Raw genomic sequence first — 16142 nt, 5'->3', positions numbered from 1 at the left:
GCAGCTTTTCTCCAAGAAGCTTGTTTGAACGGGGCTAAAGCGCGCTTTTAATGAATAGTCGACTTAAAAAGAAATGAAGCTGGAGCCCTTGTTGAATCAGGGTTGCAAAGAAAAGACGCCTGCATCAAGGCGATCAGAAAGCTTGTCTGCGACGGCTACAATATGCAGTTAACTTTTTGATTTATCGAGGGTTTCCCCATGATTGGCACTGCTTACGCGCAGGCAGCCGGCGGCACAGCCGGTAACGAATTTCTCTCGCTGCTGCCGATGATCGGTATCTTCGTTGTCTTTTATTTCCTGCTCATCCGTCCGCAGCAGAAGCGCGCCAAGGAACAAAAGGCGATGATGGAAGCGCTGCAGAAGGGCGACGAAGTCGTCACCGCCGGCGGCGTGGTGGGTAAAGTGGTCAAGCTTGACGAAAACTACGTCACCCTGCAGGTGAACGGCACTACCGAGATCAGCTTCCAGCGCAACGCGGTCACGGCACTTCTGCCCAAAGGCTCCATCAAACAGATCTGACCCTGCGCTGGCAGCCCGCGCGCTTGCGCCGCTGCCGCCGTCTGCAGGGGTTGGGATGTCAGCCGGCGTCCCAACGTACACCCAACACTTCGCCCTAGCCCCAGGATCAGCCCATGAATCGCTATCCCCTGTGGAAATACCTCATCATGATCGTCGCGGTTGTGATCGGGTTCTTCTACACCGTTCCCAACATCTTTCCGCAAGTGCCGGCGGTTCAGGTTTCCACCAACAAGACCGCAGTGCGCCTCGACGCCGCACTGCTTGAGCGGGTTGAAAAGACGCTCAAGACTGCCGGTGTCGCCATTGCCTCATCCGAGCTCGATCCGGCCAATGGCGTGCATGTTCGTTTTGCCAAAGGGGACAGCGACAGCCAGGTGAAGGCCAAAGAGCTGCTGCTGAAAGACCTGAACAATGGCGTCGCCGACGGTACCGGCAACTACATCATCGCGCTGACCAGCGAATCGACCACCCCGCACTGGATGCAGAACCTGAACGCCAAACCGATGGCGCTGGGCCTTGATCTGCGCGGCGGTGTGCACTTCCTGATGCAGGTGGATATGAAGGGCGCGCTCGACCGCGCCGCCGACCGCAACGCGTCGGATATCCGCAGCCTGATGCGCGAGAAGAAGATCCAGTACGGTGGCGTCGACAAGAGCGGCGAGACCATCGCCGTCAAGTTCAGCGATCCGGCGCAGCGTGAAAAGGCATCCCGTGAAATCAGCGATTCCAACAAGGATCTGCTGATCAAGGAAGACGGCGCCGCGCAGGACCTGCGTCTCGTCATCACCCTCAAGGAAGAGGCCAAGAAGAAGCTGGCCGACTCCGCCATCGAGCAGAACCAGAAGGTGCTGGGCAACCGCATCAACGCGCTGGGCCTGACCGAGCCGATCATCCAGCGGCAAGGGGCTGACCGCATCGTCATTCAGGTGCCGGGCGCCTCTGACCCGGCCCGCCTGAAAGACGTGATCGGCCGCACCGGCACACTCGAGCTGCGCATGGTCGAGGCTGACAACAGCAAGAACAGCGCTGCGCTGCAGGCCGCACAGAACGGCAATGTTCCCTATGGCACCGAGCTGATGAACGACCGCGACGGCGGCCAGATTCTGGTCAAGAAGCAGTACGTGATTACTGGCGAGCGCATCAACGGTGCCGAGCCGGCATTTGACGGCCAGAGCAACCAGCCGATCGTTCGCGTCAGCACTGATGGTCAGGGCGCGCGGGTGCTTCGCGATGTCACGGGCCAAAATATCGGCAACCGCATGGCGATCGTGCTGATCGAAAAGGGCAAGCCGGAAGTGATCACGGCGCCGATCATCCAGGGCGAACTGGGCAGCAACTTCCAGATCAGCGGCCGCATGACCACGCGCGAGACCAGCGACATTGCGCTCTTGATTCGTTCCGGCTCGATTGCAGCGCCGATGGAAATCATTGAGGAACGCTCGGTCGGCCCGAGCCTCGGTGCCGAGAACATCGAGCGAGGTTTCAATTCGGTGATGTGGGGCTTTGTCGCCCTGGCTGCATTCATCTGCGTGTACTACATGGTGATGGGCCTGATCTCGACGCTGGCGCTGTCGGTCAACCTGCTGCTGCTGATCGCGATTCTCTCGATGCTGCAGGCAACCCTGACCTTGCCGGGTATCGCCGCTATCGCGCTGACACTTGGTATGGCGATTGACGCCAACGTGCTGATCAACGAACGCATCCGCGAGGAGCTGCGTCGCGGCCTCAAACCGCAGGAGGCAATCTCGGCTGGCTTCGACCATGCCTGGGCCACGATTCTTGACTCCAACATCACCACGCTGATCGCCGGCCTCGCGCTGTTCATGTTCGGCTCCGGTCCGGTCAAGGGCTTCGCGGTGGTGCATTGCCTCGGCATCCTGACCTCGATGTTCTCCGCCGTGTTCTTCTCGCGCGGGATCGTCAATCTGGTTTATGGCACCAAGAAGAAGCTGGAGAAAATTTCCATCGGTACAGTCTGGCGCCCGGACTCGGTGGTCACCAGCCCCCCTGATGCTGCGACCGACGTGGTTGCGGCGGACAGCAAGTAAGCGCGGAAAAACAGGAGACAGTCATGGAATTTTTCCGCATCAAGGGCGATCTGCCATTCATGAAATATGCGTTGTACTTCAACGCAATTTCGCTGATCACCTTCCTCATCGCCGTCGGCGCGCTTTTCACCAAGGGCCTGCACTACGGTATTGATTTCACCGGCGGCACCGTGGCCGAGCTGCGTTACGCCAAACCGGCGGACATGGCGCAGGCGCGCGCGGCGATCGAAGGCCTGAAAACCGGTGAGGCGGTAGTGCAGAACTTCGGCACGCCGCAAGATGTGCTGGTGCGCCTGCCACTGGTGCAGGGCATCACCAACGCTCAGATGAGCGAGAACCTGTTCAAGGCAGTGTGCGGCGCGCGGCCGGTCTCCGACACCAAAACCGCGTGTGGTGACGGCGCCGAGAAGATTGAGCTCAAGCGGGTTGAATTCGTCGGCCCACAGGTGGGCAAGGAGTTGTTCGAAAGCGGTGCGCTGGCGCTGGTGCTGGTGATTGCCGGCATCATGATGTATCTGGCGATCCGCTTCGAATGGCGCTTCGCAGTATCGGCCATCATCGCCAACCTGCACGACATCATCATCATTCTCGGCCTGTTCGCCATTTTCGGCTGGGAATTCAACCTGCCAGTGCTGGCCGGTGTGCTGGCGATCCTGGGTTACTCGGTGAACGAGTCGGTGGTTATTGCAGACCGGGTGCGCGAAAACTTCCGCAAGATGCGCAAGGCCAGCGTTGATCACGTGATTGACAACGCGATCACCAGCACCATCAGCCGCACCATCATCACCCACGGCTCGACGCAGATCATGGTGCTGGCGATGCTGTTCTTCGGTGGCGAGACGCTGCACTATTTCGCGCTGGCGTTGACCATCGGTATCTGCTTCGGTATCTACTCGTCAGTGCTGGTGATGGCGCCGCTGGTGCGCTGGCTCGGCACCTCGCGCGAGAATCTGGTCAAACCCGAGGCGAAGCCGAAGGACGCGCTGGAAGCCGAGAAGATCCTGCCGTGAGGCAACGACGTGTTGGCGTGGCAGCTCAAGGCTGTTGCGCCTGCGCGGCCATTTCATGATCGCTGAACTGCTGTCTTTCTTCTCCTCGCTCGACGATCACCTTGCGGCGCTGGCGCAGGCATCGCCGCTGCTGTTCTTCGGCGTGGTCACGCTGATCATCTTCGCCGAGACCGGCCTGGTGGTCATGCCGCTGCTGCCGGGGGATTCGCTGCTGTTCATCGCGGGCGCGATCACCGCGCTTGCCGGGCTCAATGTGCATCTGTTCGTTGCGATCCTGTGCGCCGCTGCGATCCTCGGCGACGCGGTGAACTATTTCGTCGGCAGTCGGCTCGGTATGAAGGCATTTGAACGCAAGGATTCGCGCGTCTTCAAGCAGGAATATCTGCTGCAGACGCAGGCCTTTTACGAAAAGTACGGCCCGTTTTCGATTGTGATGGGTCGCTTCGTGCCCATCGTGCGTACGTTTGTGCCGTTCCTCGCGGGCGTAGCGCAGATGCCCTACCGCACGTTTTTTGTCTACAACGTGATCGGCGGCGTGGCGTGGATTTCCTCCTTGACCTACGCTGGTTACCTGTTCGGTAATATCTCCTGGGTGCGCAACAACCTGTCCGTGATCGTGATCGGTATCGTCGCGATTTCGGTGCTACCGATCGTGGTCAAGGTCTGGCAGGAGCACCGCCGCAGCAGGCGGGCGTCCTGAATCGCTAGCGGTTGCCGGCTGGCAACTTTAGACGAAGAAGCCCGGCTGATCTGGGCTCGCACCATCAAAACGCGAAAAATCGACAATCGCCGTTTTACCGCCAGAAGCCAAGCGCCGATGCGGGTCCGGCCGAAAAGCTGCCTTGCCGGTGTAACGGCCCTAGACGCGCTGCCGCCCGCCGCCAGTGATGGTGACGTCACCGCGCTCGTGCTCAACGGCTCGCAGACGGCTTTCCGACAGGGCGCCCGCCGCCTCCAAAATCGGATAGGCAACCGAGCAGAAGTGTGAATTGATGCGCTTCAGGTCGCGCATCAGATCAAGGTGCAGCGAGCTGGTTTCGATGCTCTGCACGGTGTGATCGGCCAGCCGTACCAGATGCTTGTCATAGTTGACCAGCTCCAGCTCACGGAACTTCACCTTCTCGGCGAGCAGTTTCTCGGCGTCGTTGACGTCGTTGTTGATGAACACGTTCATCGCCAGCCGCAGATTGGCCACTAGCCGGGCGTGCAGGTCGCAAAGCTCCTGCCGTCCGGCGTCCGAGAAATTGCGGTTGCGCTCGATGTTCTTCGACACCACATCGTTGGCGCTCTTCTCGATGATGTCGCCGACCTGCTCAAGATTGATGGTGAACGAGATGATGTCGGTCCACTTGCGGCTCTCGCGCTCGCCCATCGGCGTGCGGCTTACCTGCGTCAGGTAGAACTTCACCTGCTTGTAGAGCGAGTCAACCACATCATCAAGGCGGCGGATTTCGTCGGCGGAGGAACGATGGTTGTCCTGCATCAGCCTGCCGAGCGCGGCGAGCATCTGCTCCACAAAGTCCCCAATACGCAACGCCTCGCGGGCGGCACAGGTCAGCGCCAGCGACGGCGTGGGCAGCGCGTGCGGGTCGAGATGGCGCGCGCGCGACTCGTCCTGCGCCGTCGGTGCCGCCGGGATCAGCCGTTCCACCAGCGCCGCTGTACGTTCGGTCAGCCCGATGCAGATGGCGCCCAGCACGATGTTGAAGACAAGGTGAAAGGCAATCACCACCTGCGCATCCGGGAATCCCGAGTCCCCGGCGTAATTGGCGATCAGCCGAATGAACGGGATCGCCAGCAAGGCGCCGCCGAGTTTGAAGAACAGATTGCCCATTGGCACCCGGCGTACCTCGGCAGCCGATTTCAGCGTCATCAGCACCGCCAGCAGACCGCTGCCGATATTGGCGCCGAGCACCAGCGGCAGCGCGGTGTCGAGACCGATCACCTGCGACGCCGTCAGCGTGGCGACCAGCAGCACAACTGCCAGACTGGAATACGCCAGCACGGTGACTGCAGCGGCGATCACGAGATCGAGCAGCGGGTCGCCAGAGATCGTGGTGAAGATGGCCTTGACGCCGGCCGTCTGCGTGAGCGGCCGTGCCGCAGCGACGATCAGCTGCAGCGCCAGCATCATCAGGCCAAGCCCGATGGCGACGCGGCCGAGATGCTCGGCATTGCTACGCTGCTTGGACAGGAAGACGATCACGCCGACGAAGATCAGCAGTGGTGACAACCAGGTGAGATCGCGTGAGAGGAACACCGCTGCCAGCGCCGTGCCGATATCCGCGCCGAGCATGATGGCAAGCGCCGGCGCGGTGGCGATCAGGCCACTGCCGGCGAATGAGGTGGTCAGCAACGCCGTCGCCGTTGAGCTCTGTAGCAGCCCGGTCACGCCAAGGCCGGCCAGCAGGGCGAGGAAGCGGTTGCCTACATTCACCGACAGGAAGCGGCGCAACTCGGCGCCGTATACCCGCAGCACGCTGGTGCGCACGAGGTAGGTGCCCCACACGAGGAGCGCGATGCCGGCGAGGATGTTTAACAGCGTGAGCATCTATCGGGCCCCGGTCCGCCAGGGCGTCGCCGCCGCGCACGCATCAACTGTCATCAAACGGACACAAAAAAATGCTAGGAACATCTTGCGATGATACGCGCCGGTGCGGCTTGGCGGGTTGGTAAGTGCCGATTTGCGTACTACAACCAACTACGCGTTGCGCGATTGCGACGAATGCCTGCAGATGTACTTGATGGCCGGCAGGCCTGTTCGTCGACTGATTTGGCGCGCGGTTACAAGGCGGCAGCCGAGGCTAGCGGGCATCGCCGGGCAAGGCCCGGTACCAATACTCATAGACTGCCACGAAGCCGAAGCGTTCGTAGATGCGCCGCGCCGGATTGTCGGCGCGCACATGCAGATAGGCGACCTGTGCCCCCCGCGCGCGCGCGTCCGCGAGTTGGGTCGCAATCAACACCGAGGCCAGCCCACGCCCCCGCCAGTCTGCAGCCGTCACCACATCGAAGACGCCAACGTGATCGCCTTCGCGAATGGTGACGGAGCTGGCAACGCAGTCGGGTTCCGCGTTGACGCCCGCTCCGGCGGTCAGCACGAAGCCCGGTGCTACCTCGGCCGCAGCCAGTTGCCACCGTGCGGCCAGTCCTGTCGTTTCTTCCGCGCTGTCGCCACGGAGCGCGGCGACGCGTTCAGCCGCCAGCGCCATATTGCTTTCGGTCACGACGGTGGTTTGCGAAGACGCCACCGAAACGTGCTCGCGATGCAGATGATCAAGGTCGAGCGCCATGACAATGGCCGGATCGAAACGAACATAGCCGAGCGAATCCAGACGCGAATCGAGCGACTGATCGTCGATAAACGGCGTCATCCGGAATACGCAGGGCAGGCGAGCTGCCGCATAGGCAGCCTTCGCATCGACGAGGTTTTGTGCAAACGGGCGCTGCGAACGATAGAACGCGTTGATGCAGCGAGATCGCTTCGCCACCCCTTGCGACAAGCCAACACTCCAGCCATCAACCATCAGGCCGCGATCCGGTCGTGACGCGTTCTGCGAGACTTCTTCGAGACGGCGGAGATCGAATGCGGGACGATTTGACGTGGACATAGAGCGAGCTTGGTGACGCCGGGCCGGCGACTGGAGAAGCAGCAAAAGAGGTAGTTTCGCAGACGCGTACCTTGCACCACCACGGCGGGTTCACCGTGTCCGTCAAGGCCGTTCTCCGGATCTCGACACCGCCGCGTCCGGCGATGCCGCGTGCTGTTGGCTGGCCTTCATGCACGCGTCTGCGAAACAGGGGCTTCAGGTGAGGACTTGCACCTCGCGCACTAGCCGCACCTCTAGCGCACGCAACTTATCGGGTCCGGCGCTACCTTCGGGGAGGAGGGGGAACTGCGCCATTCCGTCAGCCGAGCTTTGCATCCCGTACTCGCATGTGCTCTTGATTGACGCACGGGATGCTCGGTTGCGTGACACGGTATTTGCCGTGTCTTCCTGAAAAACATCATGCGTCGCCAATGCGGCGCACATCAAAACTGGGTGCCGGTTGCGACCGGCGTTATCCGTGCTCACGATTGCACGGGTAACCGCTTGATCGGGCCGCGATGCCGCGCACTATCTGTGCGCTGGCAACGCGTCCCGACGAGGACTAGAGCAGACGCTGCATCAATGCCGCCTCTGCCTGCCGACGGGCGGGAGCCTCGGCCGGGTCGATACCTGGCGCTACCCGCGCCGCAACTGCCGGCACGGTAGCGGCCGGAGTCTGGCGCCTCGCGTCGCGGGGTACCGGCGCGAACGAGAGCTCGCCGAATACTCGCCATCGTTCGGCAAGGGTGAAATCAACAAGGACCATGATGAACTCCTGAATGTGTGCTGTGGTGGAAGAAGGACTGCCGGGAACAGAATTGCAAGGCTCGGACCCAAAAACAAAAAACCCCGAGGTCTTGCGACGACTCGGGGTTTTCGGGTGAAACCTGTTTGCTGCTGTTACGCCAGTCCTGGCGCTCCTTTCACAAACATTCGAGTCATCAGTGGCTCTGTATTGCTGCCCATACCGGAGCCAAACGAATACAGACGCGGTTGATTGCCGACGCGACGCAGGCCACGTTTCATTGCCATGCCCCAAGCGGCCGCGCACGCGCCAGCACGAGCCGCATGCGGCTTGCTGGTGGTGGTGAAGTAGGCCTTGGTAATCATGGTTCTGCTTTCGGGTTCCTGTGTTTGCTGCCTGTCGGCGATCATCAATGGGTTAATTTCGACTTCAAGCCAAAAACTACTTTGTCGTCTTCGCCTTGCCGTGCCTGCGCACTGTCGGCGGCTCGACTTCGCGTCCTTTTTGACTTGAAGTCGAAACCACAGAATGAGTGAATTGTGTATGACTACGATTGTGTCGTCAACGGTTATTTGACGAGTCGCAAGGAGACCGCATTGACACGTTGCTTTTTTGCAACCGCCGGTGCTTTGCTTGCCTTCAGCTCATCGCGCAAGGCCATGATCGCGGTCTCCACCGCCTCGGTTTCGGTATTCACCTGCAGCAGTTTGACCAGTTGCTGCAAAGCCTTGTTGGCGTCCGGCTTGAGGCGGAATGTCTTGCGCGCCCCGCCTTGTTGTACCAGCGCCTTGAGCGACTCCTGTACGCGATAGGTGGCGTCGGTGCCTTCTGGGTGAATACGTTCGCGGGCCATACCGCAATTGTAGTCGCCTACTTTTCGCGTGCCAGCGGATTGGGGGTAGGTTCGCCGATTTTGCTGAGCGTGTTGCGATCCTTGTGATGGAACAGCTCGTCCTGCCCGTGGATCTTGAGAATGGTGTCCTGCTCGTAGGTCCAGGTGCCATTGTCGTTGATCCTTACGCGGATGCGGAATTCGTCGGTGCGGAATGCGTGCTCAAGGAACGGGTTCGAGCAGATGCCGTTCTCGGTGGAGCCACGTTTGGCGACCAGCTCGAATTCGCGATCCTTCGCTTTGGCGTGCCCGATGGCCAGCGCCGTCTGGCCGCGCGGGATCGTTAACGAGTGCATGATCATGCCGGTGGCCGGCTCCCACAGCCAGTAGCCAACCTGGCTGTGATAGGTCTCCACATCATCCGGCTTGGTGATGTGCACGTGATAAAGCAAGCCGTAGAAGAGTTGCGGTCCGTTTGATTGCGGGTCGATCGGCTGCAATTCGATGCGCTCGATGTACGCCTGCTTGGCCGGACCATCTGCCTCGGGTTTGACGTCCAGGCCGCGAGTGCCCTGCCAGATGCCGGCCAGGCCGGTGAGCGGGCCCAGATGCGCCAGTGTGTCGTCGTCGATGTCGGCTTGTTCGGTGAAGATGTCTTTCGGATACTCGCTCATGGGAAGACTCTGGAACAGAAACCCTGAAATGCTAGCGCGCCATTGAATGCCCAAAGAGCCGGGAACGGCGTCCGGATCGCAGACAATACGCAAACCAGACTGTTCCGCCAGATACGCGTTCGCCATGCCAACACTTCAACACTTTCTGCCCAAGCGCGCGCTCACACAGATGGCAGGCTCTTTTGCCGGCTGGCGTGGTGGTGCACTGACAACGCTGGCGATCAAGCGCTTTGTGCGCCGCTACGGCGTGAATATGGACGAGGCGGCGAACCCCGACCCTGCTGCATACCCGACCTTCAACGAGTTCTTTACCCGGCCGCTGCGCGATGGCGCACGTCCTTTCGCTGAGGCCGATTTTCTTTGTCCGGTTGACGGCGCGATCAGCCAGTTCGGCCCGATTGCGGGCGACCAGATCTTTCAGGCGAAAGGCCACAGCTACAGCACGCAGGCACTGGTCGGTGGCGATGCGGCGCTGGCGGCGCGCTTTCAGGATGGCGCCTTCGCCACGCTCTACTTGAGCCCGAAGGACTATCACCGTATCCATATGCCCTGCGACGGCACGTTGCGGCAGATGATCTACGTGCCTGGCGACCTGTTTTCGGTCAACCCGGCAACGGCGCGCTCGGTGCCGGGGCTGTTCGCGCGCAACGAGCGCGTGGTGTGCGTGTTCGACACGGCACACGGCCCGTTTGTACTGGTGCTGGTTGGGGCGACCATCGTTGGCAGCATGGCAACCGTGTGGCACGGGGTGGTCAACCCACCACGCCTGCCGGAGGTGAGACGCTGGGACTATCCGCAGGCGGGCAACGGCGCCGTTGCGCTAGAACGGGGCGGCGAAATGGGCCGCTTTCTGCTGGGCTCCACCGTGGTGATGCTATGGCCAGCGGGCGCCATCAACTTCAACAAGGCCTGGCAACCCGCTGCGGCGATTCGCATGGGCGAGGCGATGGGTCTGCGGGCAAGCTGAGCCAAACACTTTTGAGGGGAACACGCATGGCTGACACGATGCAACCCAGCACTCACTGGAAGGAGCAGATTGCCGCTGACGAGGCTGAGCGATTCGCGCGTTACGGTGAACAATTCGCGGCGATTCAGGCGCGCAAATCAGCCAAGTACGGCAATGGCCGCGCGCTGCATCGCAAGCAACTGACTGCCGCACAGGGCACACTCGAGGTATTACCCGATCTGCCGGAATTCGCCCGCCACGGCCTGTTTGCATCGCCCGGAGTGCATGAGGTCTGGGTACGGCTTTCGAATGGTGGCATGGATCGCGCGCGGGATGCTGTGCCCGATATTCGCGGATTTGCGCTCCGCGTTTTCGGTGTGCATGGCGACTCTGCGCTGGGCAACGGGCCGGCGAAAAGTCAGGATTTCACGCTGATCAATCAGGAGAAATTCGCGTTTGCACGGAGCGACGAATTTGTCGATTTTGTGGTCGCTGCCGCCAATGGAAATGGTGCGCTCCTGAAATTCCTGATCAAGCGCTATGGCCTGTTTGGCGGACCTGCCCGCATTGCGCAAATGCTCAAGACCGTCAGCAGGCCCTTTGGCGGTTTCGCGACGGAAGCGCTGTTCAGCAACGTGCCGATGGCCTGTGGGCCTTATGCGGTACGGGTGCGCCTGGTGCCGGCCGACAGCAACGGCAAGGCGACGCCCGGTGCCAACAAGGACTGGGGCGGCGATTTCAGCGCCCGTCTGCGGCAGCAGGCACTGCACTGGGACATGCAACTGCAGCCCTACGTCAGCGAAAGACTGACGCCGATCGAGGATGCGTCGATCAACTGGACCAGCCCTTACACCACGGTCGTCCGTCTCACACTGCCACAGCAGGACACCACATCGACACAGGGACGGGAACTGTCCGAAAAAGCAGAAGCCTCGGTGTTTGACCCGTGGCAGGCACTCGCCGAGCACCGCCCGCTGGGCGATGTGCAGCGGGCTCGCAAAGTGGTTTATTTCGTTAGTCAGAAAGGGCGCGGTGCGGCGTAGTGGCGTAGCGACCGGTTGCAATGACCGTTGTCGCACACTTGCGGCAGCTCGACACCCAAAAAACAAAAGGCCAGTCACGCGGACTGGCCTTCAAGATGAGTTGGTGGAGAGGAGGAGGATCGAACTCCCGACCTTCGCATTGCGAACGCGACGCTCTCCCAGCTGAGCTACCCCCCCAACGTGGATCTGATTATAGCGAGGCCGGTTGCACGGTGCTTGCTGGCCAGGGGTGAACCGCGAAGTGGCCTTCTTCCCACGCCAGGTAACCGTAGTCCTGCTGCCAATCGGACAGCACCCAGCGCTCGCCGGCGCCGGAAAGCACGTGATGCGCAGGTCGGTGGGTGTGGCCGTGAATCAGGCAGTCGACACCGTGGCGCGCCATGACTTTTGCGATAGCGTCTACATTGGCGTCCATGATGTTCAACGCGGTGCCGGCCTTGTGTGCCTCGCTCGCGCGACGTAGACGCCGAGCGATGGCGGCGCGGAGGACCACTGGCAGACTGTTGCCAAAGACACGAAACGCAGCTGAGCGCAGTACGCGTCGGGCGCGCTGGTAGGCAACATCGTCTGTACACAGCTCGTCGCCGTGCAGCAGCAGTGCGCGGTGTCGGCCCAGCGTGACGATGGTCTCGGACGGAAGCAACTCTGCGCCGCAAGCCTTGGCGAATGCAGCCGCGATCATGAAATCGCGGTTGCCACGCGCGATGAAGACTTTAGTGCCGCGCGAGACCAGCTCGGCAAATCGGGCGCAGATGCTCCGCGCGTAGGCGTCGCGGGCGAGCAAGGCGTCACCCAGCCACACATGGAGCAGGTCACCGAGCACATAAAGCCGATTGGCCTTCGGCGCGACATCGCGCATGAAAACGTCAAAGCGTGCTTCGGTGATGGCGTCCTGTTCGCCGAGATGAAGGTCGGAAATGAAAATCGCGCGCATGAATCGCCTATTCTCCCCGAGGGTAAGCGGCAATCGTTACCGACTGCGCGCGGGTGAGGGACGATTCAGTGCGCGCGAAGTGCACCGGACTGTCGGCCGATCAGACGATGGTGGCCTTACTCACCAGAACGTCATCAACCGGCACGTTCTGATGGAAGCCGGCATTACCGGTCCGAACATCCTTGATCTTGTCCACGACATCTGTGCCCGACGCAACCTTGCCGAACACCGTGTAGCCCCAGGAATTGCCGGACGGCGCCTTGAAATCAAGGAATGCATTGTCGGCGACGTTGATGAAGAACTGCGACGAGCCAGAATGCGGATCGTTGGTGCGCGCCATGGCAACCGTGTATTTGCTGTTCTTCAGACCTGCCATGCTGGTGACCTGACCTTCATGCTCGATCGGCGCGCGACCGGCCTTCTGCTTCATGCCCGGTTCGAAGCCGCCGCCCTGGATCATGAAGCCGTCGATCACGCGGTGAAAGATGGTGTTGTCGTAGTGGCCGTCGCGGACGTACTGCAGGAAGTTGGCTGCTGTGTTGGGGGCGTTCGCCTCGTCGATGTCGAGGGTGAATTCGCCGTGATTGGTGGTGAATTTGACCTGTGCCATGAGGAGCCTATTTCTTTCCTAGCAGGGTAACTTTTTCGATAGTGACCGTGGTTTGCGGCACGTTTTGATGCATGCCCTTCGGCGACGTCGGCAACTCCGCGATCTTGTCGAGTACGTCCAGGCCGCTCACGACGCGACCGAAGGCGACATAGCCCCAGCCATCACGGCTCGGGAAGTTGAGCATGTCGTTATTGCCGTGATTGATGAAGAACTGCGCGGTGGCGGAATGCGGGTCGCCCTTGCGTGCCATGGCGATGGTGCCACGGTCGTTCTTCAAGCCGGCCTTGAGTGCCATTTCCGCTTCGTTCTGGATTGGGGCGCGGGTGGCTTTCTCGCTCATGTCGGCAGCGTGACCACCGCCCTGAATCATGAAGCCCTTGATGACGCGGTGAAAGATCAGGCCGTCGTACTGGTGCGACTTCACGTACTCGAGGAAGTTGGCAACCGTTTTGGGGGCCGCCGCCGGGTCCAGCTCAATGACCATGCTGCCCTGGCTTGTTTTCATTTCGACGCGCGGTTTGTCCTGCGCATGCGCAGCTGGTGAAAGCAGGGTGAGTGCGGCGAAGCCTGCGGCCGCCAGTTGAAGCAGTTTTTTCATGATGACTCAGTAAGTGAAGTGACTGAAGGGATGGGGCGTCGCGGGCTCAGGCCGAGCCCTCGTAAATGATCTGCCAGCGACCGTCAATGCGCTGCCAGAGCTGGCGCTTGCGAGTCTGCCCGCTCAGATTGCTGCTCTGGTAGTTCTGGTCAAAGGTGACGATGGCAAGGTCCTTCTCGCCCGGATATTGCACGGCGGAAAGATTGGCCAGTTCGATCTTTGCCCAAGTCTTGGCGGCATTGACGGCTGCTTTCTGCTCGCGCCATTCCGCCAGACGTTGCGTATCGCTGGTGAAGTTGCTGGCGTAATGCTGCAGGTAGCGGGGCGTGTCGAGGGCCTGCCAGTCGCTGCGCCAGCGTTCGACGGCGGTGAGCAGCCCCTGCGCATTTTTGCCCGCGGTATCTGGATCAACCCAGTCAATCGAGGTGGCGATCACGAACGGCGTACGGCCCGGCGTGACAAAGCGCTCAATGAGCTTGAGGTCGGGGTTGGATACCACCACGCAACCGTCGCTGGCGCGCGGTGCACGGGCGTAGGTATCGGCCGGAACACCGTGCAACCAGATGCCGTAGCCGTTGCGCCCCTGGCGCTTGTCCCATACGTTCGGGTAGTCCAGCGGAAAAGCGCCGGCACCATAGAAGTCGGTCAGTTTCTCGCGGGCGATTGAACCCTGCAGGATGTACGCTCCCAAGGGAGTGCGCTGATCGCCTTCACGCGCCTTGCCACCACCCGCCTTGCCGACCGTGGCATAGAAATCGGCGACACGAACCAGACGCCCGGCCTGGTTCTCCAGCACGTAGAGGCGTGACTTCTCGACATCGACGGCGAGCGCGAACTGCTGTGTCGGCGGCAGCCGCCAGAAATTGGTGGGCACCTGATCGGCACGTACCGAATCCACCTCACGCCGCACACGAGCTGCCGCTTCAGCGCGCAGCCCTTGCAGCTGATCTACCGGCTGCTGCGTATTGCCGACGCTTTGCAGTGGCCGTGCCTTGGCGAGCCAGAGATCGCCCTGCACCAGATGTGCAAGGCGGAAATTCGGGTAGCGATCCAGCAATTGCGCAATCGTCTGCCGCGCATGATCGAGCTGGGCGAAACGAATTTCGCGCAATGCCTTCAGCAACAGCGTTTCGGCATCGCTATAGCCCAATCCGGCGCCGCCCATCACCCCTGGCGGCACCAGCAACAACGCACCGACCAAGGTGGTCTTCAACGTCGACCGCAACATCAAGGGCCACTTCGAAGCGCCAGCGGCCCGGCGGCGGATCGGGCGCAACTGCAACGAGCGGCTCGCTGAGGGAAGCGCACTGAGGCCGCGTGGGCGCCGGATGGAAGATGGGAAACGCATCTGCACCGGATGGTCAACCCACGCGCTCTCGCGTGATGAGCCAGCGTGAGCCCTCCCTGGCGAGCGTCAGCGTCTTGCGCGAGCGGGTCTGCAAGGTGTCGGACGAATAGGCTTGACGGAACGTCACCCGCGCCTCGTTGGCAGAAACTGCCTCGACGGTGGTGCCAAGCAGCTCAACCTTGATCTTGCGCGGTGTGGTGATGCGTTCGCGTCGGGCGGCACTCCAGGCCGCACGCGTGCTGCCGTCCTCCGGTTTGAAACTCGGGGAGTAGGCGGCGAGGTAGCCGTCCGGATTGCGTGACGCCCAGTCTTTGGCCCACTTGTTCACCACAGCCAGAATTTCGGCATTGTTGTCTGGGGCTGCCGCAGCAGCAGGCGCTGCTGGTGCCGGCGCAACCTTGGTAGCTGCAGCGACCGGTGCAGGGGTCGGCGCAGCCGGCGGTGGCACTGGCGCTGCCGCTACGGCGGCGGGCGGCGATTTGGCCGCAGCAGCCACGCCGTTGGCAATGACTGCTGGCGGCGGTGTCGTTGACGGCAGCGCGGCAACGGTGGCAACCGCGCGTGGTGCAGTGTTTGCCTTTGGATTGGTCGAGAATAAATCGCGCACCAGATTGAGCTTGGTTGCGACGGTGCCGTTTCCCTTGTCCAGTTGCAACGCCCGGTCATAGGCCTGGCTGGCCAGCTTGGCGTAAATGTCGCCTAGGTTCTCATGGGCTGTCGAGTAGCTGGGGTGAGTCTGAATGGCGAGTTCGAGCGCAACGCGTGCCTTCTCGAACTGGCCCTTGGAGCTATAGAGTACCGCCAGATTGTTGTACGGCTCCGGTAGTTCCGGGTAGTCCTCCGTCAACGACTGGAAGGTCATGATGGCATCGTTGGTCTTGCCAAGCTCCGCCTGCGCGAGGCCGCGGATAAACCGGCCAACCGCATCTTTGGGGCGCCCGGTGAGGTAGGTGTTGACGCGGTCGAGCGCCTGCTGCGCCTGCCCGGCTTTGAGCACACGGTTGATTTCCTGCAACTCCGGATTGGCGGCTGGCTGCGCGTTTGCGACAGGCACCAGGCAATGCAAGGCAAGCGCGACCCCGATCGCAACGGCGTGATGTCGGCTACGGTGCAGGTCGCGAATACGGTGCAGGAACATGAAACGGTTTTCCCCAGAGTGAACTTTGAATTTTATTACGGTCATCCAAAGCAGCGATTGTGCCTTGGCGCGCGGCGCGCGTGGTGTTTGTCTGCCGGGACTGGGTT

17 protein-coding genes and 1 tRNA gene are annotated in these 16142 nt (G+C 61.3%); 6 read left to right on the top strand and 12 right to left on the bottom strand.

Annotated features, from left to right (window positions below):
• Positions 1 to 198 precede the first annotated feature (198 nt).
• From yajC to FKL89_RS16605, 4 genes are all read left to right on the top strand, one after another.
• Positions 199 to 519, top strand: coding sequence for a preprotein translocase subunit YajC (gene yajC, locus FKL89_RS16620; protein ID WP_156863854.1), 321 nt, complete (start codon positions 199 to 201; stop codon positions 517 to 519).
• A gap of 113 nt (positions 520 to 632) precedes the next feature.
• Positions 633 to 2567: a protein translocase subunit SecD gene (gene secD, locus FKL89_RS16615; protein ID WP_156863853.1), complete on the top strand. Its 1935-nt coding sequence runs from the start codon at positions 633 to 635 to the stop codon at positions 2565 to 2567.
• A gap of 23 nt (positions 2568 to 2590) precedes the next feature.
• Positions 2591 to 3577, top strand: coding sequence for a protein translocase subunit SecF (secF, locus tag FKL89_RS16610; protein WP_156863852.1), 987 nt, complete (start codon positions 2591 to 2593; stop codon positions 3575 to 3577).
• A 55-nt stretch (positions 3578 to 3632) separates the two neighbouring features.
• Entirely contained in the window at positions 3633 to 4277 is a 645-nt protein-coding gene (locus tag FKL89_RS16605; protein ID WP_156863851.1) for a VTT domain-containing protein, read from the top strand.
• Between the two features lie 159 nt (positions 4278 to 4436).
• Here the strand turns inward: FKL89_RS16605 and FKL89_RS16600 are convergent, their stop codons facing one another.
• From FKL89_RS16600 to FKL89_RS16575, 6 genes are all read right to left on the bottom strand, one after another.
• Positions 4437 to 6128 (bottom strand): Na/Pi cotransporter family protein, encoded by a 1692-nt coding sequence (locus tag FKL89_RS16600; RefSeq protein WP_156863850.1) that lies wholly within the window; start codon positions 6126 to 6128, stop codon positions 4437 to 4439.
• 253 nt (positions 6129 to 6381) lie between these two features.
• Positions 6382 to 7188: a GNAT family N-acetyltransferase gene (locus FKL89_RS16595; RefSeq protein ID WP_156863849.1), complete on the bottom strand. Its 807-nt coding sequence runs from the start codon at positions 7186 to 7188 to the stop codon at positions 6382 to 6384.
• Positions 7189 to 7729: 541 nt separating this feature from the next.
• Positions 7730 to 7933, bottom strand: a complete 204-nt coding sequence (locus FKL89_RS16590) for a hypothetical protein (protein ID WP_156863848.1) — start codon at positions 7931 to 7933, stop codon at positions 7730 to 7732.
• 134 nt (positions 7934 to 8067) lie between these two features.
• Positions 8068 to 8325, bottom strand: a complete 258-nt coding sequence (locus FKL89_RS16585; RefSeq protein ID WP_156863847.1) for a hypothetical protein — start codon at positions 8323 to 8325, stop codon at positions 8068 to 8070.
• Between the two features lie 155 nt (positions 8326 to 8480).
• On the bottom strand, positions 8481 to 8765 hold the full coding sequence (locus FKL89_RS16580) for a hypothetical protein (protein ID WP_156863846.1): 285 nt from the start codon (positions 8763 to 8765) through the stop codon (positions 8481 to 8483).
• 17 nt (positions 8766 to 8782) lie between these two features.
• Complete coding sequence (locus FKL89_RS16575; protein WP_156863845.1) at positions 8783 to 9418, bottom strand: FABP family protein; 636 nt, start codon at positions 9416 to 9418, stop codon at positions 8783 to 8785.
• Between the two features lie 124 nt (positions 9419 to 9542).
• Between FKL89_RS16575 and asd the strand changes: the two genes are divergently transcribed.
• Together asd and FKL89_RS16565 are read left to right on the top strand one after the other, a co-directional pair.
• Positions 9543 to 10385, top strand: coding sequence for an archaetidylserine decarboxylase (gene asd / locus FKL89_RS16570; RefSeq protein ID WP_156863844.1), 843 nt, complete (start codon positions 9543 to 9545; stop codon positions 10383 to 10385).
• A 26-nt stretch (positions 10386 to 10411) separates the two neighbouring features.
• Positions 10412 to 11407: a catalase family protein gene (locus FKL89_RS16565; RefSeq protein ID WP_238363399.1), complete on the top strand. Its 996-nt coding sequence runs from the start codon at positions 10412 to 10414 to the stop codon at positions 11405 to 11407.
• Between the two features lie 101 nt (positions 11408 to 11508).
• Here FKL89_RS16565 and FKL89_RS16560 read toward each other — a convergent pair.
• The 6 genes from FKL89_RS16560 to FKL89_RS16535 all read right to left on the bottom strand — a co-directional run bounded on the left by FKL89_RS16560 (position 11509) and on the right by FKL89_RS16535 (position 16035).
• Positions 11509 to 11584 (bottom strand) — tRNA-Ala (locus FKL89_RS16560).
• Between the two features lie 13 nt (positions 11585 to 11597).
• The gene (locus tag FKL89_RS16555) at positions 11598 to 12341 is read right to left on the bottom strand and encodes a UDP-2,3-diacylglucosamine diphosphatase (protein ID WP_156863843.1); all 744 of its coding nucleotides are present in this window, start codon (positions 12339 to 12341) and stop codon (positions 11598 to 11600) included.
• 100 nt (positions 12342 to 12441) lie between these two features.
• The gene (locus FKL89_RS16550; RefSeq protein WP_156863842.1) at positions 12442 to 12951 is read right to left on the bottom strand and encodes a peptidylprolyl isomerase; all 510 of its coding nucleotides are present in this window, start codon (positions 12949 to 12951) and stop codon (positions 12442 to 12444) included.
• 7 nt (positions 12952 to 12958) lie between these two features.
• Positions 12959 to 13549 (bottom strand): peptidylprolyl isomerase, encoded by a 591-nt coding sequence (locus FKL89_RS16545; protein ID WP_156863841.1) that lies wholly within the window; start codon positions 13547 to 13549, stop codon positions 12959 to 12961.
• Between the two features lie 46 nt (positions 13550 to 13595).
• Positions 13596 to 14762, bottom strand: a complete 1167-nt coding sequence (locus tag FKL89_RS16540; protein WP_162527557.1) for a L,D-transpeptidase family protein — start codon at positions 14760 to 14762, stop codon at positions 13596 to 13598.
• Between the two features lie 148 nt (positions 14763 to 14910).
• Entirely contained in the window at positions 14911 to 16035 is a 1125-nt protein-coding gene (locus FKL89_RS16535) for a nuclear transport factor 2 family protein (RefSeq protein WP_156863839.1), read from the bottom strand.
• Positions 16036 to 16142 lie beyond the last annotated feature (107 nt).

This window comes from Casimicrobium huifangae (assembly GCF_009746125.1).
GTDB lineage: Bacteria > Pseudomonadota > Gammaproteobacteria > Burkholderiales > Casimicrobiaceae > Casimicrobium > Casimicrobium huifangae.
The sequence above is the reverse complement of the archived record's forward strand: the minus strand, read 5'-3'. Positions and strand labels throughout refer to the sequence as shown.